The 24,269-nt window shown below is 44.1% G+C and carries 21 protein-coding genes and 1 pseudogene; 7 read left to right on the plus strand and 15 right to left on the minus strand.

The genetic code is table 11. The features are described 5' to 3' along the window. Positions 1 to 101: 101 nt before the first annotated feature. The 4 genes from M4I31_RS14635 to M4I31_RS14650 are packed head-to-tail and all read right to left on the minus strand — an operon-like array spanning position 102 to position 3,509. Positions 102 to 608 carry a protein disulfide oxidoreductase gene (locus M4I31_RS14635; RefSeq protein WP_085048556.1) on the minus strand — a complete coding sequence of 169 codons (507 nt, stop codon included), beginning with the start codon at positions 606 to 608 and terminating at the stop codon, positions 102 to 104. Then, a complete protein-coding gene (locus M4I31_RS14640) occupies positions 598 to 1,221 on the minus strand; it encodes a DsbA family protein (protein ID WP_085048557.1) in 624 nt (207 codons plus the stop codon). The genes M4I31_RS14635 and M4I31_RS14640 overlap by 11 nt, the downstream gene beginning before the upstream one ends. Continuing rightward, positions 1,218 to 3,098, minus strand: a complete 1,881-nt coding sequence (locus tag M4I31_RS14645) for a protein-disulfide reductase DsbD (RefSeq protein WP_085048558.1) — start codon at positions 3,096 to 3,098, stop codon at positions 1,218 to 1,220. The genes M4I31_RS14640 and M4I31_RS14645 overlap by 4 nt, the downstream gene beginning before the upstream one ends. A 48-nt stretch (positions 3,099 to 3,146) precedes the next feature. Then, positions 3,147 to 3,509 carry a hypothetical protein gene (locus tag M4I31_RS14650; protein WP_038639515.1) on the minus strand — a complete coding sequence of 121 codons (363 nt, stop codon included), beginning with the start codon at positions 3,507 to 3,509 and terminating at the stop codon, positions 3,147 to 3,149. 420 nt (positions 3,510 to 3,929) lie between these two features. Here M4I31_RS14650 and dsbA point away from each other — a divergent pair, with 420 nt between their 5' ends. From dsbA to cbpM, 3 genes are all read left to right on the plus strand, one after another. After that, positions 3,930 to 4,553, plus strand: coding sequence for a thiol:disulfide interchange protein DsbA (gene dsbA / locus M4I31_RS14655; protein ID WP_085048612.1), 624 nt, complete (start codon positions 3,930 to 3,932; stop codon positions 4,551 to 4,553). A 206-nt stretch (positions 4,554 to 4,759) separates the two neighbouring features. After that, positions 4,760 to 5,680: a curved DNA-binding protein gene (gene cbpA, locus M4I31_RS14660; protein ID WP_085048559.1), complete on the plus strand. Its 921-nt coding sequence runs from the start codon at positions 4,760 to 4,762 to the stop codon at positions 5,678 to 5,680. Continuing rightward, positions 5,680 to 5,973 (plus strand): chaperone modulator CbpM, encoded by a 294-nt coding sequence (gene cbpM / locus M4I31_RS14665; RefSeq protein ID WP_085048560.1) that lies wholly within the window; start codon positions 5,680 to 5,682, stop codon positions 5,971 to 5,973. Before cbpA ends, cbpM begins: the two co-directional genes overlap by 1 nt. A gap of 122 nt (positions 5,974 to 6,095) precedes the next feature. On the opposite strand, the gene M4I31_RS14670 is transcribed toward cbpM, so the two are convergent. Genes M4I31_RS14670 through M4I31_RS14680 form a run of 3 tightly spaced genes read right to left on the minus strand, consistent with a single transcriptional unit; the run spans position 6,096 to position 9,890 of the window. Further along, the gene (locus tag M4I31_RS14670) at positions 6,096 to 7,373 is read right to left on the minus strand and encodes a cytochrome c (RefSeq protein ID WP_085048561.1); all 1,278 of its coding nucleotides are present in this window, start codon (positions 7,371 to 7,373) and stop codon (positions 6,096 to 6,098) included. Between the two features lie 13 nt (positions 7,374 to 7,386). Then, positions 7,387 to 9,162, minus strand: coding sequence for a GMC family oxidoreductase (locus M4I31_RS14675; protein WP_085048562.1), 1,776 nt, complete (start codon positions 9,160 to 9,162; stop codon positions 7,387 to 7,389). Between the two features lie 2 nt (positions 9,163 to 9,164). Continuing rightward, entirely contained in the window at positions 9,165 to 9,890 is a 726-nt protein-coding gene (locus M4I31_RS14680; protein WP_085048563.1) for a gluconate 2-dehydrogenase subunit 3 family protein, read from the minus strand. 608 nt (positions 9,891 to 10,498) lie between these two features. Here M4I31_RS14680 and M4I31_RS14685 point away from each other — a divergent pair. The 3 genes and pseudogenes from M4I31_RS14685 (at position 10,499) to M4I31_RS14695 (ending at position 12,860) form a co-directional block, all read left to right on the plus strand. After that, positions 10,499 to 11,725 (plus strand): site-specific integrase, encoded by a 1,227-nt coding sequence (locus M4I31_RS14685; RefSeq protein ID WP_085048565.1) that lies wholly within the window; start codon positions 10,499 to 10,501, stop codon positions 11,723 to 11,725. Between the two features lie 8 nt (positions 11,726 to 11,733). Beyond that, positions 11,734 to 12,030, plus strand: a pseudogene (locus tag M4I31_RS14690) (tyrosine-type recombinase/integrase); the annotation flags it as partial. A gap of 83 nt (positions 12,031 to 12,113) precedes the next feature. Next, positions 12,114 to 12,860 (plus strand): hypothetical protein, encoded by a 747-nt coding sequence (locus M4I31_RS14695; RefSeq protein ID WP_250856805.1) that lies wholly within the window; start codon positions 12,114 to 12,116, stop codon positions 12,858 to 12,860. 271 nt (positions 12,861 to 13,131) lie between these two features. Here the strand turns inward: M4I31_RS14695 and M4I31_RS14700 are convergent, their stop codons facing one another. The 5 genes from M4I31_RS14700 to M4I31_RS14720 form a co-directional block, all read right to left on the minus strand. Further along, complete coding sequence (locus M4I31_RS14700) at positions 13,132 to 14,022, minus strand: plasmid partitioning protein RepB C-terminal domain-containing protein (protein ID WP_049271411.1); 891 nt, start codon at positions 14,020 to 14,022, stop codon at positions 13,132 to 13,134. Next, on the minus strand, positions 14,015 to 14,917 hold the full coding sequence (locus tag M4I31_RS14705; protein ID WP_176281269.1) for a ParB/RepB/Spo0J family partition protein: 903 nt from the start codon (positions 14,915 to 14,917) through the stop codon (positions 14,015 to 14,017). The genes M4I31_RS14700 and M4I31_RS14705 overlap by 8 nt, the downstream gene beginning before the upstream one ends. Positions 14,918 to 14,930: 13 nt before the next feature. Beyond that, on the minus strand, positions 14,931 to 16,442 hold the full coding sequence (locus M4I31_RS14710) for a recombinase family protein (RefSeq protein ID WP_085048567.1): 1,512 nt from the start codon (positions 16,440 to 16,442) through the stop codon (positions 14,931 to 14,933). 593 nt (positions 16,443 to 17,035) lie between these two features. After that, positions 17,036 to 18,565, minus strand: coding sequence for a shufflon system plasmid conjugative transfer pilus tip adhesin PilV (gene pilV, locus M4I31_RS14715; RefSeq protein ID WP_085048568.1), 1,530 nt, complete (start codon positions 18,563 to 18,565; stop codon positions 17,036 to 17,038). A 307-nt stretch (positions 18,566 to 18,872) separates the two neighbouring features. Further along, entirely contained in the window at positions 18,873 to 19,184 is a 312-nt protein-coding gene (locus M4I31_RS14720; protein ID WP_085048569.1) for a conjugal transfer protein TraD, read from the minus strand. 804 nt (positions 19,185 to 19,988) lie between these two features. Between M4I31_RS14720 and mobQ the strand changes: the two genes are divergently transcribed. Next, the gene (gene mobQ, locus M4I31_RS14725) at positions 19,989 to 21,476 is read left to right on the plus strand and encodes a MobQ family relaxase (protein WP_085048570.1); all 1,488 of its coding nucleotides are present in this window, start codon (positions 19,989 to 19,991) and stop codon (positions 21,474 to 21,476) included. Positions 21,477 to 21,570: 94 nt separating this feature from the next. Here mobQ and M4I31_RS14730 read toward each other — a convergent pair whose 3' ends face one another. From M4I31_RS14730 to M4I31_RS14740, 3 genes are all read right to left on the minus strand, one after another. After that, on the minus strand, positions 21,571 to 22,230 hold the full coding sequence (locus tag M4I31_RS14730) for a hypothetical protein (protein ID WP_085048571.1): 660 nt from the start codon (positions 22,228 to 22,230) through the stop codon (positions 21,571 to 21,573). Positions 22,231 to 22,346: 116 nt separating this feature from the next. Further along, positions 22,347 to 23,615 (minus strand): hypothetical protein, encoded by a 1,269-nt coding sequence (locus M4I31_RS14735; RefSeq protein ID WP_250856806.1) that lies wholly within the window; start codon positions 23,613 to 23,615, stop codon positions 22,347 to 22,349. 72 nt (positions 23,616 to 23,687) lie between these two features. Beyond that, complete coding sequence (locus M4I31_RS14740) at positions 23,688 to 24,260, minus strand: DNA-directed RNA polymerase subunit beta (RefSeq protein ID WP_085048573.1); 573 nt, start codon at positions 24,258 to 24,260, stop codon at positions 23,688 to 23,690. Positions 24,261 to 24,269 lie beyond the last annotated feature (9 nt).

Genomic DNA, 24,269 nt, shown 5'->3' on the forward strand with positions numbered 1-24,269 from the left:
TCTGAACATCAATCACTCTGCTTGCTTCGCCAGACAACGAAATATGTCCTCCCGTTTTAGCGGCGGCACCAAAAAAATGCCGGGGTTCCCCGGCACGAATATTAGAACGTTTTCGCCCACCACAACCGAAGCTTCATGCCCCAGTAGCTGGTCCAGCCGCTGGTTGTAGACACCACCCGGCCTTGTGACATTACCACCAGCGTGGGCGTGACGCTGATTGCCCAACTGCGGGAAATTGCCCCGTTTGCATCATTGATGACCGGAAAGTCCACGCCTTTTCGCGACAGCCAGCGGGATACCTCAGCTTCATTGCCGGAGCGTAGCGCAATGGTCATCACGTTTTCCCCTTGCGAACGTAGCCTGGCGACTTCCGGCGTCGTGAAGCGACACACGCCGCACCAGCTGGCCCAGAAATAGAGCAATACTGGCTCGTGTTGACTCAGCGCCGCCAGCGTGACGGTTTCACCATCCAGCGTTTGTAAAGGTGTGCTGTCAAAAGAGGCAGGGAGCTGCGGGGCACGCCAGGCATCCATCAGCAACATCACACCGGCCAACAACGCCAGTAAGATCAGCCCTTCGCGCAGCCAGCGGCGCAGTTTACTGACCATTGGCTGCCGCCAGTTTTTCTTTTACGACTTCCTCAAGCGTTTCCCATGGTACTGCGCCCGGAATGAGTTCATCGCCAATAATCGTTGCAGGAGTACCTTGCACCCCGACCAGTCGCGCCAGTTGCAGATTCGTACTCAGGGTTTCAGCGCTTTGCGCGTCCAGCGTCACCGGATTGGCACCCGCTTTTTCCTGGGCCTGCTTGATACTCACGTCAGTATGATAGCCCTTCTTCTGCATCAGCTTTTCATGCAGCGCCAGAAACTGTTGCGGATGCTGATGCCAGGTAGTCAGCACGGTCCGCGCCGCCAGTTCCGAACTTTTCCCTTTAAATGGCAGCGGTTTAATGACCACCGCCACGTCAGGGTATTTCTGCACAATTTTCTCCAGCATCGGATCGAGCTGTTTGCAGTATGGACAGTTGTAATCGGTAAAGTTTATCAGCGTCAGTTTCGCCTGCTTTGCACCAATTCGTGGGCTGTTGGGATCGTTAAACAGGGCTTCCTGAATAAGCGCTTCGATTTGTTTTTCCTGCTCCGGGGTAAATGGCGCAGGCTCTTTCGCCACGCTGACGGCGGAAAACAGGCTTAACAACAGAACAATCATCATCTTCATGGGGTGACTCCTTTAGCATCATTCAACATTTGCAGTACCGCATCGCGGGTTAACAACGTTGGCAACGCCTGACCTTCCGGCAGACCGGGGCCATAAATTTGGTTATACGGCACAGCAACCTGGCCGCGTTTTTTCAAAAATTCGGTGATGGCTTCAGAAGGGAGGGTCCAGTCGCCGCGCAGCGCCACCACATCCGGCTGCTGCAGCGCGGCCTGGACGTCATCTTTATGCAAGACGTTGTATTTATTTACCTTACAGGTAATACACCAGTCCGCCGTGACGTCAATAAACACACGCTTGTGTTGCGCCAGCGCCTCTTCAATCGCCTGCTCGCTAAGCGGCTGCCAGTTCACGCTTTCTTTAGCGCTACTTTGCCCCGCCAGGCCTAAATGCGGGAGCAGCAATGTCGCAAGCCAGATAGCCGAACCCAGCATCATCACGCCAAGCAAACGCCGCAGGATATTCATCCAGCGCCCCGGTCGCGGCAGGCGCAGCGCCAGACCGGGACGCAGGGCCACCAGCAGCCACGGCAGGCTCATCCCCAGACCTAGCGCGATAAACAGTCCCCACTGCGTCGGCAATGAGGCCGTCAGCGCCACCGCCACAGCCGTGCCCAGAAACGGGGCGCTGCATGGCGTGGCGAGCAGGGTCGCAAATGCGCCTTGCCAGAAATGTCCCGCCAGGCCGTTGCCGCCATGAGTCGCCAGCGTGGTGGTCATCGCCGAAGGCAAGCGGAATTCAAACCACCCAAACAGGCTGGCGCTGAACGTCAGCATCACCAGTACCATGACACCGATGAACCACGGATTCTGGAACTGGATTCCCCAGCCAAGCGCCTGATTGGTTAACCGCAGCACCGTCATCAATAGCGCCAGCGCCATAAAGGAGACCAGTATTCCGGCTACCGATGCGAGGAATTGACGGCGAATCTGGCGGCGGCTTTTTTCCTCAACCAGTAAAATCGAACCCAGCTTCATACCCAGCACCGGTAACACGCAGGGCATCAGGTTGAGAATCAACCCGCCCAGTAACGCCATTAGCGCCACCTGCCACAGCGGAAGCGAAGCGTTATCGATGGCTGGCGCTTCGCCAATAGCAAGACGGCTTTCCTGCGCCACGCCATTATCAGCCAAAACCAGCGTGACCGACTTACCGCGCAGATCCGGCGCGCCTTCCCCCCAGCCATCATGGACAGGTACCGTGGCGCGTAGCGTTTCCCCGTCAACCTGGATTTGCGGCATACCAAAATCCGCATCATCTACGGCATCCAGATACAGCCCTGGCGCAGTCCAGCCTCCGGCGCGCTGCGCCTCAACGACCAGTTCTCCAGCACGCGCCCCGGCATGAAGAGAATCAGTCAGGCCACTGGCGAGCGGGATCTGCCCCATCGCCTGAGCATAGTCATGCGCAAAAGTCGGATCCTCGGCGGTGGGCGTCACGGAAAAAGGAAAATCCGTCAACAGGCAAACGTTGCTACAGGTGGATAGTGTCAACACGCCGCTAAGCGTGGCGGGCGATCTGCCGCGCACCATCATCGGGAACGTCACCCGATCGTGATACCCCTGGGTGGTGATATTGGCGACCTCAAAACGCGCAGGGGTTGGCCAGAACCAGTCGACCGTCGGCATTTCGCCCTTCCAGGCGATAGACGGCGCAACGCCCCCCTCCCCCGGCGAACGCCAGTAGGTTTTCCAGCCATCTTCCAGTTTAACATCCAGCAGCAGACGGGTTTCACCGGCGGCTGAGGTATCGGCGCGTAATCGCACGCTGGCGTGATCGTTATCGGGTGAACGTAGCCAGCCGGGGTCAGCCGCCCAGGATACGGGCAGCCAGAGTAATAACAGACAGAGCAGCGCCTGCCTGAAAACAGTCATCATAGTTTTTCTCCGTGAATAATTATCTAACAGTCAGCAACGGCTGTTCTGTCATTCACGGAAGACGCAAAATCGGAGATGTACCCTGAGAGTGGGCGGCGAGATGGCTCGCGGTGGGAAAAAAGGTAAACGAAACGCCCGCACTGGCGCCAGTAGCGACAGCAGCAGACACAGCGCCAGAATAATGCCCTCAAACAGTACCGGCGGCGCAGCCAGTAACGACTTCGCGCTCAGTTCACAAGGGGTAACCGGGGCAGCCTCATCAGGTTGCGCTTGTTCGCTTGTGACAACGCTGGTGGCAACGGTGTTCATCTGCAACGCGTGCAGGCCCGCCATGCGTTGCGCGGTGCAAACCATCACCACAACACATGCCAGACAGAGGAACCACCATCCCAGCCGTTGACGTTTCGCCATTCTACCCTCACTGATTGATGCGGGTTATCTTAACCACTCGCCAGGTTTTAGCAACCTTTGCGCTGTAAAGTTATGTCCTGTTATTTGAAGGTCATACACGCCCTCGCGCAATAAAAACACTATATGTGAAATGATTATTCATCATATTTTCAGCATTACTTATTACAATATAACATTGCGGATTAAATACCCCCTTAAAATGTTACACCAGTTATTATTCATCATTTACAAAGGGTACCCGATAATATTTAACACCAGCATAAAAAAGACACGTCGAATGTACTGCCATGTATTGATGCGTAAATGAAAGTAAGGGTCAGCACATTTTCAATGTGAGTATCGTATTATAGCGTAACGTAATGGACATCCGTTCATTTCAAGAACAACATGTTTAATAAATGTTATTTAGAGTATATGGAAATGAAAAAATATTTATTACCCCTGATTGGATTACTTTTCACAGTCAGCGCTCAGGCCGCAACATTTACCGACGGCAAAGAATTTATTTCACTGGAAAAACCTGTCGCTACAGCACCGGCGGCGCTGAAGTTTTTCTCGTTTTACTGCCCTTCATGCTATCAATATGATGAAGTGTTTAAAGTGACTGATAACGTGAAAAAAGTTCTGCCTGCTGATGTCAAACTCACCGAGTATCACGTCGATTTTTTAGGCCCTTTGGGGCAAGACATGACGCATGCCTGGTCCGTCGCCATTCTCCTGAACGTGGAGGACAAAGTGAAACCATTGCTTTTTGATGCCGTGCAGAAAAAACAAACGATTAAGACAGCAGACGATATTCGTAACGTATTTATCAACGCCGACGTTAGCGCAAGCGATTATGATGCTGCGTGGAATAGCTTTGCCGTGAAATCACTCACCGCCAAACAACAGGAAATGGCTAAAGCGGTGGACTTAAAAGGTGTGCCTGCCATTTTTATTAACGGTAAATATATGATCAATCCGAAGGGACTGAAATCAGATGACCTTAATTCTTTCGTACAGAACTATGCAGACACGGTCCGCTTCCTGATGACCAAATCCTGATATTTCGCTAATCCGACTATTCGCACCACACAACAGACGCCACCACCTTGCAACGCGCTGTTGGTGGTGCGACGACAGCATCGTTTATACCGATATCCTTTCTTCCCGGTTGGCATTCGCCGTTATCAGGATTACCCTAAACTTAGCGGTGACACCTTTTGTCAGGGTTCACCTTCTGCAAGTGTTGATTTACACGAGAGAACGCTATGGAATTAAAGGATTATTACGCCATTATGGGCGTGAAACCGACAGACGATCTCAAGACAATCAAGACCGCCTATCGTCGACTCGCCCGTAAATACCATCCTGATGTCAGCAAAGAGCCTGACGCAGAGGCCCGGTTCAAAGAGGTCGCTGAAGCCTGGGAAGTACTGAGTGATGAACAGCGACGCGCCGAGTACGACCAGTTGTGGCAGCACCGCAACGACCCTCAGTTCAACCGTCAATTCCAGCAAGGAGAGAATCAAAACTACAGCGCCGAAGATTTCGACGATATTTTCTCCTCCATTTTTGGTCAGCATGCACACCACACGCGACAGCGCCATGCCAGTCGCGGACATGATATTGAAATTGAAGTTGCCGTATTCCTCGAAGAAACGCTCACTGAGCACAGCCGCACTATCAGTTACAACCTGCCGGTTTACAATGCCTTCGGCATGGTTGAACGAGAAATTCCCAAAACGCTCAACGTGAAAATCCCGGCAGGCGTGGGCAACGGTCAGCGTATCCGTTTGAAAGGCCAGGGTACCCCTGGTGAAAACGGAGGACCGAACGGTGATTTGTGGTTGGTGATTCATATCGCACCGCACCCACTGTTTGATATCGTCAATCAGGATCTGGAAGTTGTCGTTCCCGTAGCACCGTGGGAAGCTGCTTTGGGCGCGAAAGTGACCGTACCTACGCTGAAAGAAAGCATCCTGTTAACCATCCCTGCGGGCAGTCAGGCCGGGCAGCGGTTACGCATTAAAGGTAAAGGTCTGGTGAGTAAAAAACATACCGGCGATTTGTACGCGGTGATCAAAATCGTGATGCCGCCGAAACCTGACGACAACACAGCCACCCTGTGGCAACAGCTAGCAGATGCACAAAAGACCTTTGATCCGCGCAAAGAGTGGGGGAAAGCATAATGGCTAACGTCACTGTCACCTTTAGCATTACCGAATTTTGTCTGTACACCGGTGTATCAGAAGAGGAACTGCATGAGATTGTCGGCTTAGGGGTGATTGAACCCCATGAAGACGAGACCTTTGACGATCATGCCCTGACCGTAATGCGACGCGCAATGCGCCTGCGCCAGGAGCTGGAGCTTGACTGGCCGGGAATCGCCGTTGCGCTGACATTGTTAGAAGAGAACGCGCAGTTGCGTCAGGAAAACCGCGTGTTGCGCCAACGCCTGTCTCGCTTTATCGCGTATTCATGATAAGACCCGGTTGACCGGGACTGCCTGAAATAGCTATCGCCGCAGGTCACAAACCACATCGGATAGTAGACGTTGACCCAGAATGCATGGCGGTTCCTGATTGCACCAGGAACCGCCATCTGTTACTGCTGTTTTGTTTCTTGCAGATCCTTACGCAATTTCTTCACGTCGTCTGCCGTTACCACTGGCGCGTTGTTACCCCAACTGCTGCGCACAAAGGTCAGCAGTGAGGCCACCTGTTTGTCATCCAGACGCCAGGCGAAATCCGGCATGGTTAGCCCGGTGGGCGCATCCTGCGTGACCGCCATTTGCCCTCCCCGCAGCACCACGCTGATTAACGATGACGGATCGTCGCTCAGCACCGCGGAGTTATGCGCCAGCGCCGGGAAGGTTTTCGCATATCCCTGACCATCAATACGGTGACAGGCCGAACAGTTATCCATATATTCCTGCGCGCCGGGTTTACTCATGTCGCCCTTAATCAGCGCCAGTGACGTTTCAGTATCGGCTTTTGGCGCCACGGCCTGCGGATCGGAAGATTTCAGCGACTTCAGATACACGGCCACCGCGGCAAGATCGTCATCGCTCAGATGCTGAGTACTGTGCGCCACTACGTCAGTCATGGAACCAAATGCCGCACTGTTATCGGTGCGACCGGTCTTCAGGAATTCGGTAATTTCCTGCGCCGACCAGCGACCCAGCCCGCTTTTCACGTTTCCGGTGAGATCTGGTGCATGCCAGCCCTCCAGCGTACCGCCGGTCAGATAAGCAGCCCCATTCTGATCCAGTGCTTTTTCCTGAAAACCGATCCCGCGCGGCGTATGACAGGTTCCGCAGTGCGCCAGCCCCTGCACCAGATAAGCGCCACGATTCCACTGCGCGCTCTGAGCGCCATCCGGTATAAAGACCGCATCATCATGAAATATTCCATTCCAGATGGACAACGGCCAGCGCATACTTAGCGGCCAGGGAATATCGCTATCGCGATTTTGCTGTTTTACCGCGGGCACCTGCTGCATAAAAAAGTCATACAGGATATGCATGTCCCGATCGGTAATTTTGGCATAGGAGGTATACGGCATAGCGGGATAGAGATTGCGCCCATCCTTCGCCACCCCTTCACGTACCGCTTTGACAAAATCTTCGTAGCGATAGTTACCGATGCCGGTCTCTTTATCCGGCGTAATATTGGTTGAGTAGACCGCTCCGATTGGCGTACTCATTTTAAGACCGCCAGCGTAAGCCTTGCCGCCCGCAGCGGTATGACAGGCGACGCAATCGCCAGCCGCCGCCAGCTGATCTCCCTGGCTAAAACTCTGGCTGGTGGTTCCGGCCTGAACGGCGGAGGCCAGTAAAGCCAGCGGCAGTACAGGGAGCAACGCTTTCCATTGAATCGTCATGTTAATCCCTCCCTTATGCCTGAACCAACGGACCGGGGTTTGCCAGATACTGTGTACGAATCGCATGCGCGGCAAACAGCGCCGTCGCGCCAACGATCCCCGTCGGGTTATAGGCCAGGTTTTGCGGGAAGCAACAGGCCCCCAGGACAAAGACGTTGGGCACATCCCAGCTCTGCATGTATTTATTCACCACGCTCGTTTTAGGGTTATCACCCATGACTGCGCCACCGGTGGTATGGGTCGACTGATAGGGACGCACGTCATAATGCGCATCCATCTTTTTGAAGCCCATTTCATAATGTGGAGGGTTGATTTTCTTAACGATCTCTTCCGCTTTCGTACCGATAAAATGCGTCATTTTCAGCTCATTCGGCTGCCAGTCGAAGGTCATACGCAACAGCGGCTGCCCATGCAGATCTTTATAGGTTGGATCGAGATCCAGATAGCACTGTTTGTAGGGCATCACCGAACCGGATGACCCTACGTTCATCGTGTGCAGGTAGCTCTCTTTAATGGCTTTCTTCCAGCCGCTGCCCCACTTCGGCGCATCTTTTGGCGTAGACATCTGCTGGATTGGGCGTCCACCTGTGATGGTGGCGGAAATTGTCGCGCCACCGACAAATCCCAGTTTGCTGTGATCAAAGTTCTCAGCATTAAAATCATCTATAAACATTCCGGTAGTCCCGGTCGCGGCAAACGGATTAAAATCATGATCCTCATTAAAAAACAATGAGATGCCGCCATTCATCTGGTAGGCATAATTGCGCCCGACCACACCTTCTCCGGTTACCGGATCATAAGGCTTACCGATTTTCGATAGCAGCAGTAGCCGCACGTTGTGCAATTGGAAAGCGCTCAACACAACCAGGCTGGCCGGTTGCTCCACCTCTTGTCCATTGGCGTCAATATAGGTGACCCCTGTCGCCTTCTTCCCCGTCGAGTCGGTGTTAACCCGCAATACCTGAGATTCAGTACGCAGCTCGAAGTTGTTATATTGCTTCAGCGCAGGCAACACGCAGGATTGCGGAGAGGCTTTAGAGTAGTTAAAGCAGCCAAAACGTTCGCAAAATCCACAGTAGTTACACACGCCGAGCTGGACGCCATAAGGGTTGGTAAACGGTTCGCTACAGTTGGCAGCCGGAACCGGAAACGGGTGGTACCCCAGCTCTTTAGCCGCCTTGCTGAACAGTATTCCAGAGTATTGTTGTTTCAGCGCTTTCGTCGGATAGGGGTTCCGCCGTTCAGCCTCGAAGGGGTTACCACCCTCCATAATCTGGCCTTGCACATTGCCCGCCTGTCCGGCGGTACCGCAAATTTTCTCGTACTTATCGAAGAATGGCTCCATCTCCTGATACGTAAACGGATAGTCCTGCACCGTCATATCTGCCGGAATAAAATCTGCGCCATATTTTTCGATGACCGTACTGCGCATCTTGAGATCGGCTTCCAGCGGGCGCCAGAGCATCCCGTTCCAGTGCACGCCAGCGCCGCCAACACCGTCTCCCGGCAGGAAGGAACCAAATCGACGATACGGTAAGGCGGTATCTGACTGCGTATGGCGCACGGTTACCGTCTCTTTCGACGCATTCTGGAACAGCTTCAGCCGTATACCGTAGGTAAGTTCATCCGCGATACGCGGATAGGCAAAATCAGGATATGTGTCGCGCGCTTCACCGCGCTCAAGCGCCAGAATCTTCAGCCCGCTCTCCGCGAGTTCCATCGCCATTAGCGAACCGGTCCAGCCAAAGCCCACGATAACCACATCTACAGGTTCTTTTTTAATTGTCATGGTTATACGCTCCTCTTCCCTGAAATGCTTACCGGTCCCAGTGGATACGGCTTACCAGGGTTATCCATCACCTGCTGATAGTCAGCACGCGCCCCCGGGAATCCGATCAGTTTCCACGATGCCATTGTCTTATTGCCTCCGTGCAGCGGATCGGCCAGGTATCCCTCTTTGGTGTTTTCCAGCATCTGAGTGAAGAAGATTTTCCCCGGCACGTTTTCAAAAGTCAGCGTTCCGCTTTCCAGTTGGCGCAGAACCTCTTCCTGCTGGGGATGGGTCAGTTCGGCAAAGTGTTTCTGCTGCTTCTCCAGGCACCACTGATTCACGGCCTTTATGCCACGGCGCCAGGTTTCGCGAGGAACCAAATGAGACTGATAGCCAAGCTCCGGAACGGCGTCAGCAAAGGGCCCCTGCATATACCACAGATGCCCGTAGCCATAAGGCAACTCCATCTGCTTATCAATAAATACCGGTACGCCCTCGCTCACCGCCCCGGGGCCGTACTCATCTGCGGGGATCAGTCGATCGACCGCCGCCAGGACAAACATCCACTCATCGTTATTAAAAAAACGCGGAACATACTGGGCTGATACGCCTTCAGAAGATGCGAATGCTGCGGAGGTGCTCAGGGTAACCAGACTGCCGCCCATGGCAGTCAGAGGGATAATTGCCAACGTTTGCTGTAAAAAACGCCGCCTCGAGGGAACGCCCTCATTTTCGTTATTGCTCATAAAACATTCCTGTATTTGCTTTATTAATAAGTCAAATCAATCAACAGTTATCTGGCTAATAATTCCCATGTTTGTCAATTAAAGTAAAAATAATCGCCTTATTTTGTTAACGCAAGGATAGGAAATGTTGCTTTTTATGAGAAAAACAGAGGGTTACTGGTAACAAAATGGAGATAGTATAATTTAATATGTTGATTTAAAGAGGGAAATGCATTCATCAAATCAATTTAACCCAGCAGAAAGGATGCTAAAGATTATCCAGATAAAATTGATATAGATCAGTTCAGAAGAATAGACAGGGCTACCAATGCAATAGGTAGCCCAAGTTGTCCGGAAAGCCACCGCTTGTATGACCGCTGATGAGGTGTTGATGTAATATGCACCCAGAATTGACGCGTAAAAAAAGGGGTTACCTTTCGGTAACCCCTTTTCATGTTTGGCGGAAGCGTAGTCCGCCATGTTAGTGTCCGTCTAACTCTAAACAAACACTATTTTTTTAAATATAAAACAATATGTTGTCATTATTTAGTGTTCGGTAATGTATTGCTAAACAGTCTAAAATCTGTCATTTTATGCACCACCTAATGCACCACGATGAAATACTACTTATGCCAAAGAAAGCTAAAGAACTGTCTGCACTGGCTGTTTCTAAACTTAAGGCCGATGCAGAATATTACGTTGGTGGCGCTGATGGCCTATACCTTCGGATTATCGGACGCTCACGAGTGTGGGGCTTGCGTATTGTAATGGGAACCCGCATCAATAAAGCAGGTAAAACAGTTCCCCGCCGCCTTAACATGGGGTTAGGCCCCTATCCCGAAATTTCGTTGTCAGAAGCGCGCGATAAGGCGCGTGAACTCCGTAAGCAGATCCGTAATGGCATTGATCCCCTTGCAGAAAAACACGCTCGAAAAGCGGCTCAAGAAGCTCTGGCACGTAAGCAAAAGACATTTCGTGAATGCGCAGAAGCAGTGATAGAAATCAAAAGTAGCGAGCTAAAGAATAAAAAGCATGTGGCGCAGTGGCGATCGACACTGGAAACCTATGCCTACCCATTCATTGGACAAAAAGTGATTGGTGAAATCACTAAAGTTGATCTTCTGGCAATACTAGAGCCGATCTGGTTAACCAAGAACGAGACGGCTAGTCGTCTTCGTGGTCGTATCGAAGCCATCATCGATTACGCAAAGGCTAAAGAGTATTTTGAAGGTGATAACCCAGCAGCATGGAAAGGTATGTTGAAACCCCTACTCCCTTTACCAAGTAAAGTTCAAGATCAGAAACACCATGCGTCATTACCTTATGAAGAAATCAGTTCTTTTATGTCTGAATTGCGCAAACGTAAAGGAATCTCAGCCCGCGCTCTTGAGTTTTCTATCCTGACGGCTTCTCGCTCTGGTGAAGTTCGTGGCGCAGAGTGGTCAGAGATCGATCTGAAAAGTAAAACATGGACTATTCCCGCCAGTCGTATGAAAGCAGCAAAAGAACATCGGGTTCCTCTATCTGATGCTGTTGTTGCTCTGTTAAAAGATTTACCACGATTAAAAGATAACAATCATGTATTCCCTGCCCCTCGCGCTGAAACGCTTTCTGATATGTCATTATTGGCTGTGTTGAAACGAATGGGACATAGTGGCTTAACGCAGCATGGCTTCCGTTCTACTTTCCGCGAGTGGGCTGGTGAAGCAACGGACTATCAACGTGAGGTTATTGAACATGCGCTGGCGCACCAGTTGGCAGATAAGGCTGAGGCAGCGTATCAACGTGGGACGTTATGGCCTAAGCGTGTGGCGTTGATGGATGAGTGGTCAGGCTATTGTCTTACCCATGTTTAGCTGTTCTGTCTGAATATACCATCAACAAAGCCCTTCGCAATATGGGCTATGACACGAAGCAGGACATCTGTGGACACGGTTTTCGCACGCTGGCATGTAGTGCCTTAATTGAGTCAGGCTTGTCGTCAGAAGACGCTGTGGAGCTACAAATGAGCCATAAAGAAAGCAACAGCGTCCGTGCTGCTTACACCCATAAAGCCAAGCACCTTGACCAGCGACACCTGATGCTACAGTGGTGGGCCGATTTCCTTGATGCTAACAGCAACGGTATGGTCAGACCGTTTGAGTTTGCTCATCACAAATAAAACCCTGAAAGCCAAGGACGGCTTGCACCCCTTCTATAACTCATTATTATAAGGAGTTTATCAGGGACTGAACGGGGATAATTATGTCATCCAATAATAGCAGTAGCGGTTCAACACTTTCTTTATTAGGCTTTGTAGATGGGTTATGGGATTTAGCCAAAGTAGCAAAAGTTATTTATTTCACCTTATGTTTTGATGTCCTATTTTTCCTTCTAAAAGGGAATGGGTTGTTTGGTATAAAATTAGGTAAAGAATTCGATCTCTCACTCGCAGATCTGGCCGGAATGATTATTTCCTTAGGGATTTTCTCGTCATTAATATTAGAGGTAATGACATTGTTTTTTTACATGTTGTTATCAAAAATAAAATTTAGCGAATTTTTACAAAGTAAAGACGAGAGGAGCTATCAACGTTCTTCAACTGACGTTTTTATTTCTGAACTGCGAGATGATGCCTTAGATAACGGTGATGATTTGTCATTCAAATTGTACACTGAAGAACAAACGAAAAGAGAGAAGAATTTTAAAGAAAGAAAACTGGTTGAACTAATTTCTTTCGGGACCTTCTTTGTTTTCTCCATGGAGTGGTATCTATCTGCATCAGACGGCTCCAGCAAGATGTTTATTGACTGGTTATGGGAGCAATCTAAGCATAGCGATCCAATAACACCCCATTTTCTCATTGGCCTTTTAGTTTCGTCTGCATTACTTTTCTACGCAGTGGCAGTTTGTTGGCCTACAGATCATGACCGTAAAATATATTATCCTAAGCTTGCTAAAAAACTGAGAAAAAAAGAAGAGGACTGGAAGAAAAAATTTGATAACATGTAATATAATTTAAAGGGCCTTTCGGCCCTTTCCTTTTCCCTTGAAGGGAACTCTCCATTGGAGAGAATATACATATCCCCATACATGGGGCAATCAGACACTTGATAAAGTGAATACTCACAAGGAACACTTATTAAATATAATATTAAATATCAATTGTCAAATTTATTTCTCTAAAACTTTCAGATTTAAAAATAATAAATAATTATATAGCACAACTATGAACAACACACTACAACATAAAATGCATTGTCCATAGTGGTCCGTATGGTATTCAACGCAACTCTTCGTCTTCGCATACTGGCAATGAGTCAATAGCAGCAATTTTCTTTAGTTGAGCTAGATAATCCGAATTATTATCTACCAACCAATTTAATACAGAATAATTAGAAAGTAATTTTTTAATATGGCCAATAATCACTGCCAACTTTAAATTATTTGTACCATATATATTTTCGAGTTGTTTAGTCTCCATTTCCATAGCAGCCATTTCGCGCTCCATTCTGGCAAAGTTTTTTGCTATGTCTTGTTGCTTGAGCTTCGAATCTTTCGGATTTATTAACATGTGATCAGGAGTATAATGTAATAATGATAAAACAAATTTACGACTAAAATTGTTTATACTCATCATCGTGGATACCGCTTCCAGCTGTCTTTCTGGTTTCATTTTACGTAAAATAGCAAATATCGCTTGAGGAACATGTTGATTTGCTAATAATGCAGTAGTTTCCGGACTAATCCCATCAAGTAATCTGAACTTTGCCCTGAGTGTTTCTACTGATATATTAAGAGATTGACTAATTTTTTCTTCTGAGACACCAGCATCCACTGCCTGTAAGATCATACGATACTCCTGAATAACTGGTAATCGATTGACATACTTATTATAACTGTAAGATTCTTCATCCTCAGAAATCAAACAAGGCACAGTGGATAGTCCAATATCCTTTGATGCTTCAACTCTTAAATGACCATCGAGTATGATCTTTTCTGACATTTTATTAATATAAATTACTATAGGTTCTATGATACCAACAGTTTTCACAGTTGAAAGTATTTGAAGATATTTAACGCTTAATTTCACATTGATAGGTAAATCTTTCCCATATAACAGGTCAGAAATATTAATAATATAACACTTATTACCGAAGTTAGGTTTATTCATTTTCAAGGCCTCGCTCAGGGTCAACATTATCCAAAATAAATGCAGGGACAGAATTTAGGCTCTCAACAGATAGGAGTTTGGAAAACTCTCGATTTCTCAGTAAATTAATCATTATCTCTTTAACAACCATTAGGCTAGATATTGTAAACTCAGATCTTGTATGAATAATTTTATGCCTTTTGACATTTTCTTGATAAAGTTCTTTTAACTCATCAGAAGTAATCCGCTTCTTTTTTATTCCCTGAACAAAAGAATTATTATCACTTCCCTTACCTGATGTTTCTCTCTGAGCTAAGATCCTTTTAATTGCACCGATCTGCTTTGAGTTAAGATCACCAGAATTAAAGCCTTCTAAAAGAAGGTGTTGTATATCAACTCCTTTAGCTCTTGATATTTCTACCGCTATATATATCGGAATCCTGCCAGACTCAACAGCAGAAAGTAATTTATCTTCACCATTTTCTTTTAATGATACAATAGAAGCTACCCAATTCTTAGAACGTCCAATTTTATTAGCAACCTCTAACTCAGAAAAACCTTTATTCTTTAATTCTATAATGCTATTGAGAAGCTCAGTCGAACGTGGTTTTCTTCGAGCAATATTTTCTGCAAGACTCATGATATGACCATCTTCATGATCTACTGACTTTACTATTGCTGGGATTTGGTTTTCACCTAATATTTGATAAGCCTCAATCCGCCCTTGACCACAAATTAAATCGTACACATACGTCTTACAGGTTGAATCAGATAACCTAACCGTAATTGGTTTTTTTAGCCCTATTTTTTTTATACTTTCAACAAGTTCATCGTGAATAGATTTGCTTCTTGAACGTGGATTAACGATTCTGATCTCGGAGATATCTATAAACTTTATTTCTTCGTATTCATTCATCAGTGGATTCCTTTTAAAAAACATCACGTTTAAGGATTTGCAAAAAAGGTATCAAGTCATCATATCGATAAAACTCTAACTGGTAAGGATTTAACTCTTCAAAAACAAACTGATTATCTAATAACTCTATTGAAGGGAATATATAGTAATCTTTGGTGTTAACGTTTTGACTATCAAGTCTAACAACGATACAAATATCATAGCTAAACCTTCGCTCAAACCGGATTCTCCAGCGTTTTCTCGTGTTATTCATAAAACAACGGGAGATAACTACAGACATTTTAACTTCATCATTAATAGTAAATAATTTAGACTCCTCATCATATTCAACATAACAGCCTTGTTCTGCAATATCAAAAATGAGTTTTTCAACTAAGCTATGGTATTTCTCTCTTAGCAAGGAATTAATACGCAGATAGTCATAATCATGCTTTGGTTTATAGTCAATTAATTTATAAGCCTGTAATAGGCCACCAAAACGTTTCCTATAAACAGATGAGGATGGTGTATCATCATCTTCATCTATAATTATACCGGAAAGTTTCCCTTTTGTTTTAAAAAGCTCGGAGAGTTTACCAAGTAAATCTTCATTACTAAGGTGAATGCTTCTATTACTAATAATAGCCTGCGCTTGTAAAAATAACTCAGGAGAAATAATAGCTTCAAAAGCATTTTCACATCTTATCCATTCATGCTGTGGGTTGTGGATAAGCCGCTGCTTTAAACGAGAAGATGTTCGGTTATAGACATTATGACCAATATACTTTTCGTTAGTTAAAATCTCGTGGATCTTTCCTCTGGTCCATTTAGTGCCATGCTCTGCAGTAATCCCTCTTCTATTTAACTCAGAGGCAATAACCCTCTCTGGCTTAGAGTTATTCACGAATTGGTCGTATATCCATCTAACCGTTATGACCTCATCTTCCGGCCCTAATACTAAAATTATTCGATCAGTCTGGATGCTTTTCCACTCTTTATACTTAAGAATACCTTTAATTTTTCTATTTTCATCTATCAGCATTCTACGTAAACCATAACCAGCAGGACCACCTTGATGATATCCACGACTGGCTAAATTAATTTGTCCCAAAAAAACTTTTTGCGAAAGATTCTTGCTAAACGAAGATGCCTCTTTTCGGCTGACAAACAACTGAAAATCAGCATAATCACCATCCGAATCTGAAATTGGATTAGCACAATATATTATTTCAACATTATTTAATCTGAGTTGATGTGTATAATAACCAAACTCATCATTATGGGGAAATCTACCAAAACGACTGATATCATAAACTAAGACGGCTCTGATGCTAATTTTTTTTAGAATAACATCATCAATAAGTTTCTTGAATGCTTCTCTGCCGCTCGTAGTTACTCCACTTTTACCTGAGTCATCGTAGGTATGAATGATATTCATACCATGTTCCGATGCATATTTTCTTATAAATTGAGACTGATTAAATAATGAATATTGCTGATGGTCCGTAGACATCCTAAGATACTGAGCAACATTGACCTCATCCATAACATCCACCTCACCTCATAATAAAGATTGTGGTTTCATGGAAAGCCAAAATTCTAAAACCTTTCTCCACAATACTCTTTTTAAAAGACACTTAAGCTAAACTACACCATAAAGCACTGTGAATTTCTTGAACACGATCCCAAAAACGAACACTTTTTGAACAATTTCCTCTACAAAACTAAGTACTTAATTGTCCATGAACATATAAAAACTATCATTATCATAATGTTATTGCTTTTGAGCCATTAGACCTGTCGACCTACCATATCCTCATGTAATCTTTTCCTTCTCAATTCAATTCTTGCTGTAGCCTCCTTATTAATATTCGAAGTTTGTAACAATATCTCCAATATGAAAATATTCACCAGCACTTAATGATTCCCGCTGAGATGTTATCGTTGCACCTGAAACAGCGTTATTTGAATTGATTACTCCATTAACCTAACAGTCAAATGTAATACCCATGAAATTGTTGCAATCTGTTTTGTTATATTTCTGAAATTATTTACGCCCTGATTATCCATGTTTAAATTACCAGTCATAGGTGATTCGTCATCATGGCAAAATGAACTGTTCGGAATCCCGCCAGTCATCTAATTACATGTGTATAGTCTTCTATCCGGCTCTCTACAGTTACTTCCACCATTATTACATTCATTTCCTCGATATCTTGACACTTCTATTTGTTTTAGACGATTAGGGTCGTTTGGACAAGAACAACCTCCGGTATCTTTATTTGGAACATAACACTTCCCCTCAACAACAATAAACATCCTATTTACACTTCCGCCCCCTTCTTTCCACACTCCATTAGTACAAGATAATATAGAACCATCAACTGCTCGACCTTGTAAACCATTAGGAGAACATCCATTTCCAGCATAGGACACTCCATTTAGTTGAAGATATTCTCCAACTGTTGTTCTACCACCTGATACAACTCCACCAGCACCATAAACTTGTCCAACTGCATCAATATTGCCATTAGAGTGTACGTAGTTAGAATTAAGGTTCCCTGATGCCCATACATATCCAGCGTTAACTGTTCCATTAGCATCTATATTCCCGGTTGATTTAACGTATCCGCCATATAATCCTGCTGAAGTCTGAATATTTTTACCATTATATGCTGTTATAGTATTGGAATCTGTCATATTCCATCCGCCACCATATTTTTGGAAATAAATCCCCCCATCCCCCATAGTTCTGAACCAGTTATTAGTATAGGTCTCACCTCTGGATGTTATGGTTGTTCCTGATACGCTATTATTAGAATTTAAATTGCCATTGACTTGACCATTACCTGCTACGTTCAAATCAGAGTTTAATGTCGCCACACCGCCAACATCTAATTTTGTACCTATCGCCGCTGCCCCGCCAGTTCGTAATACCTCCGTAGTTATGGTTCCCGCTGCCGCTATATTTCTGGCATTATTTATGTCCTGATTACCCATGTTTAAATTACCGGTCATAGGTAATGTGCCATCACGACGCAAATACACTGAATACATAGAAGAATCGTACCCAACACGATACGCCAGTAGACCCGCTGCGGTAATATTATTGAAAGTTGATGATGCCTCTGTCCATGCGCCCTGCAGACCTGATACTAAAGCTGCTGATTTCGTCATTCCACTATCAATACCAGCAACTTGCATTGCCTTTCCTAACAAGTCATAACGATACCTCCCGCCTTCCAGCCAAGGTGATGTTGTTGTAATAAGACCATTGATAACAAAGTTAGGAGCTATTCCTGAACGTTTTAACACTATCTTGTAAGAGGACTTTTGCATGTTGATGCCTGTATAACTCACAGGCAGCAATCCTTCATTCACCAAAGTCTGATATGTAATTTCACAACTATTACCAGAACATACCCTTGGCCCCGGATCACTGGACTGGCTGCTACTTGATGAAAGTGTTGATAGTTTATCATAGCGAATACTGATATAGCGATTTACCGCCTCTCCTATCTGTTTTATCTGATTTCCAACAGTATCAGCCATCATATTTTCTTGATTAGTTTTCATGTCTTGAAATTTTACGAAAGCAATCACTGTTCCAATACCCAAAACTAATGTCAACTCCAATAAAGAAAACCCCTTATTATTTATTCCTTTCATTTTTATCATCCTCTTTGACCCCATCATCAATTAATTAACAAAAATAAAAGATTGGTCAATGGACGTTGTGTTATTTATGATAAAAAATGATTGTTAGAACAATCAATAGTCTTTATTAATGGTATGGGATTACATAACGCCTTTTGATTAACTTTCTACTATCCTACTCTGTTAATAGTCCATAAACTCAACAAGCCAATATTTATACTCCACATTATAACGTTTGCACTCATTAAGATTAATGCGGTATTATCCAGTTCACCAAATCGCACATTCATATCCTTATTATTTAATAATAGCACAGTTGTTATTGTTGCCTGCCAATCATATCTGCAAGAAATCTTTTCCCAAGTATCTGAAATTTTATCTTATCTTCAGCACTCACGCTTTGAAAATATAATATTAGTCCAAGCACAAACTCCTTATCCACATCTTCTATTTTACTTCCAGCCGCTTTAGCTACTTCGGCCCCAAGGATGATCTTCAATCGAGTCTCAACACTCTTCGATAAAGATTTTTCTTTACTCTTAAGACGATTTAAACGCATCTGCGCTGAAGCTATTTTTTGCTTTACTGTTTTTTCTGTTCGTGGTTTTCTACTGTTATCAGTATCACTCATAATTACTTCTCCTTTTAGTTGTTAAAAACATGAAATACAATTAATAAAGGAAAAGGTCAAATCACAGACAGAAGGTTGAGCAGCGCAAGATGATTGTTCCAAACAATCACCTGCTGAACAGGCTTGTCCTGTTAATAATGGGATTCATCCCAAAAATTGTGTTTTGGTTTTAAAAATAAGCTAACAACAGGGTCAACATAAAAATGTGCAACACATCCGAGTGCAATCACTAACTTAAAATGTCTAATACTCTCCGCGTTACTTATTTTATCAAATCGATGAAAACAATTTCATCTGTTATCTTTTGATTCTGATTTCTGTTCTTAACCTGTTAATTGTGCAACATGTAAAATTGATTTTTATTTTCCCTTTTTTATCTTAATTCAGTTTTCCCGCCTTACGGCGGGAGGGAAATTACTCTTTTGCCCTTATGGGCGCTCTCTAAAACCAAAAGCCACGATATTTACGTAATACCTCAGCCGTTCGTCTGATTTCATCCTCAGTAATTTCACAGTCAGTAAAACTAGAGTTATTATTTAACTATAGAAAAACTTTTTACATAGTCGTTATTTTTAGCTCCTTTAGGAGATATAAAAATAAAGCAATGCCCACCTATACACTCACTTCGTGAGCGTGTGGGGTCTACCGACGGTTGCCTGCCGCAGGCTAACACCGTTTCCTTCGGAAACAAGGTCAACGTCAACACCAGAGTTTTTCTTGCGAAAAACTAAAACCTGCATAGTCGCATTGAAGATTTATATTTTGGTTTGATATTTAAATTTATATTGAGGTTCTTTTTATTGTATGGCTATTTTTCATCTTGATTTTAAAATTGTGAAACGAAGTGAGGGCAAATCTTCCGTTGCGAAAGCTGCCTATCATGCTCGTTGCAGAATCACCGATGAAAGAACAGGTGATACCTATGATTATAGCCGCCGTACAGATTTATACGGGCATTTCATATTATCACCTGTTAATGCTCCTCAATATATTGTAAAAGACTCTACAGCATTGTGGAATGAAGTTGAAAGGGTTGAGCGTCAACAAAATGGTCAAACAGCCCGTTTTTTCGATGTTGCTATTCCTGCCGAGTTAAACAATGACGATAAGAAAAAACTTGTCCTTGAGTATTGCCAGAAAAATTTCGTTGATAAAGGCATGATTGCCGACATCGCTTTTCATGATCTTGATAGCGACAACCCACATGCTCACGTTATGTTGACATTAAAAACTATAGGCCCGGAAGGTTTTGGTAAAAAGGAAAGGAGCTGGAACGACAGAAAAATGTCTGTTTTATGGCGTGAATCATGGTCAGCTATGGCTAACAGCTACCTCGCTGCCGCTGGTTCATCAGAACGTATTGACCATCGCTCTCTCCAAGCCCAGCACGAAGAAGCATTAGAGAAAGCAGCAGTTGCTCTGGATAATGAAGAAGAAGCTCTATGGCTTGCAAAAGCCGCTGAAACAAACCGTCCTCCAATGAAACGCATCCACAGTGCCAAATGGCGTAGTAAGGCAGCTCAGGAACAAAGAGCCACAGAACAAGCTGTTCGTGATGCTGCCAAGCAGGAAGCAGTTGAAGTCTACAAAACATTCAGCGAACTTGATCTTGAAATCGTCGTTGATGTCAGAAGCTTTACGATTACACATCTTGCTGAACCAGAAGAGATTGTATTACCTAAAACACACCCCCGCTCTTCTACTGATGAGAATCAAAGACCTGTATTGGTAGCACCAACTCCTCATACTCGTATGCGTGGCGTTAAATCTTACCGTGATAAAACAAAAATCAGTAAGGTCGTTGCTGGTAAGAAACCATCAGTCAGTATTTCTGATTCTGGAACAAATACTATCCTGAAAACATCCTCTTCTCAAAACCCAAACAGGGCATCCAGAAGCGCCCCTGAACGTGTTAAGAGGACACAGGCTATTCCACGTCAGGATAATATTTTTAAACGCTTCACAACTCTTGTCATAGATTTTTTCAAGCAGAAGTTTGTATGGGCTAAAGCAAACAAATCCCAAATTGATCTTATCAGTGAAGGACATGATAAACGTATTGCTGAAAACTACGTCTTTGACGAGGTATTAGGCCGTCATATCTCTCGCACTGAATATGAGGAAAAAGCCAAGTTTAACCAAGATGACTATAAACCAACACCGGATGAAATCAGCCGTTTCCCAAGCCGCCCTAAGAACGAACAGCCGGAAAACGATCATCGCATGGATCTCATACCACATGCCAGCAAAGATAAAGCCCCACCTATGAGGCCACCGGGATATAGAAAATAAAAGGCAAAATTTAGATAAGATAATGTCAATGAATTCCAATAAGGAATTTCAAAGCCGATTTCCATCGGCTTTATTAAGTATATGTAAATATATTTTACCAATCTTCTCTTTCTTTTTTCTCAAGAGCATCCCGATAACGCTGTTGCTCAACAATGCTTAGATTGGGATCAGATAGAACACTCCGCCCCTTTACAGCAATATCGTAGTCAACTTGAGATTGTGTTTCATACTCTTTGGTCGGTTTAGAATAATCAGGTTGCGATGCAGATGACGGTGCAGAATAACCAGAATATGTTTTACTCCCAGAGCAACCGATATAAGCCAAGAGACAGGCAAACAAGAAGAAAAATGTCCATGCGGTGTTGTATCCGTTAAGCGTATATCCACTTCCATACACATCTGAAAACACGGCATGAAATCTGGTGGCATAGACAATCAGGAATGATGAAAGGATAATAGTCCGACTTTTACCAACAGTTAAATTCTTACGCACGAATTTAACTGTTGATACCAGATTAACCATAAAAAGAGCGATAGCAACACATACCAGCCATATAGGAAACAGCCCGTATTTTTGCGTAATATTCTGCGAAACCGTCACCAATGACAGCACCAAGAAAGCGTTAAGTAGAAACAGTCTGACCGCCATCGATACCTTCACGCTCTTTTGTGTCTTTTTGAGAAAAAGCACCGGTGTAAGTGATGGTATGTTTAACAGAAGCCCCAAGAAAACCACTATTATTAACTGAATCATATATTCCTTCTATTTATGAGTGTGTTGAAGCTCCAGCCTATTTACACTCCACTTCAGGTGCATGTTTATTCCAGAACCAGTAAGCATGCACCATGAAATGTATATGTATATAGCAGCTATCTAACTACAGTATCAAGAATAAGCTCATTGGTTTCAGGATCGTAAACGTTAACTTCATCCTTAATCACAGTCGTATGAATGGTATTGTCACTACCATCGACCTTAGAGATATGAAGATAAGATTTAACAAAGAAGCCAGCATTACCTCCTTGTCTACCTATGGCAGCAAGCTTAGCAGATACTTCGCGAGCTTTGTCATCCGGTACGCCAACTACACACCCACGTAAAGAATCATCTGTAGTGAAGCGGATTCCACGTCGTTCGATTGTTAAACCGCCGTTCATATTACATGAGGGCGCTTCATAGCTATAACCCTTCTTCGTCATGTCATAGCTATCACGTGTAGAAAACCAACTAGTAGAAGTTTCTATAGATTTTTCACCACTTTCTGTTTTGAGAGCATTTTTGTCTGCCAGTTGCTGACTCAAATTAAAAGTTGAGTAAGACAATATGTTTTTCAGATTTTTATATTGCTCAATTTTTTCTTTTATTTTAGGAAGTTCTTCCTTTTTAATATCTTCTTTGGCAAAGACATCAGTCGTATTGTTCCACTTAGAGCTAAAGAACCCCATTAATTCATCATCGCTGAACTTACGTAGTGCTTGCGCAAAGTAAATGTAATATATATCATTCTGTGAGATGACTTTATATTCAGAATCAGGAATATTCCTCAACACATCATCATCTGCATTAAGTTTCTCTTCATACTTATCACGCCACTCCTTTTGAGATACCGTAGGTTCACTTTTACTACGTGTTAGTCCTTCAAGAGAAAGTTTAATGTCAGTAACAAATTTATCGTTTTCTTTTTTTATATTGTAAGTGAAATTATCTGAAAATGAAATCCCATAGATTTTATTAGATGTGAACTCTATTTTAGCACTACATGATAAATCGTCTTTACCTGTGCCAGTTAGCCTTGCGTTACTTACTTTAACTTTATCGGTAGTTCCGAATCCTTTTGAAAAATCATCCGCACTATATTTATAGCTAACATCAATCCTTGACGCTCTTCTATTGTCAGAAAGTTGTTCTACAGAGTTATATCTATCAATAAACGGGGAATAGTTTAATGGATTACGATTTAAGAATTCAACACTCCCCTCTCTGAAGCTATTTTCTATCTGTGTAATAACATCTGGTCTTTTGCAAATACCATCTGCTTCTTCACTTGTAAGCTCAGAAATACTTTTATTTTCAACAGCTTTCTCACAACCAGTCAGAACAATAGAAAATCCTAGAACCATTACTAATGACTTACGCATAATTATTCCTTTAAATGATACAGCAAATACCTTCAAGTATTTTCTTGATATAAATAATGTCTCGTTTTGACATTAGAAACCGCTAGCTTTCCAACCATTATTAGTTTTAACTAATATCGCAGTAGCTTTCTCAGATTTGTCAATGCCTTTGACCCCAGCTCTGGCAAACGCGTCCTTATCAACCCAGTTTGGGATATCTGACAATTTCCATGTATATGATACCCGTGTTACTTTTTGACCACCAGCGTCGCTGGGTTCTGTCCACTCTTTTATTTCATCCACTGTTCTAGTACCTACGCAAGCCCCATGCTCCTTATCCCAAAATTTCGCTTTAGTACCTTTATCTGTTGCTGATAAGGCTGCAACACGGGTAAACCCTTGTTGTTCGAATTCAATATCGATTAGGCCCGATTTTTTAAGTCCTTCCAAGATAGGACTCACATCATATCCTCGAACATTAACTCTCACGAAAACTCCGGGTTCGCTGAAGCTTTCATAAGCATCACTGTTATTTTCTTTTGTATTAAAAGAATAACAAACAGGCTCCTTACTAATTTTGTTATTTATCGTTTTCTCAAAATCTCCCTTATCTCCACAACCGACAAGCAAAATACCCCCGACGGCCACTAACGATATTTTATGCATTTTATTAAC

Origin of the sequence: Citrobacter sp. XT1-2-2, from assembly GCF_023516235.1 — a bacterium.
Lineage (GTDB): Bacteria > Pseudomonadota > Gammaproteobacteria > Enterobacterales > Enterobacteriaceae > Citrobacter > Citrobacter werkmanii.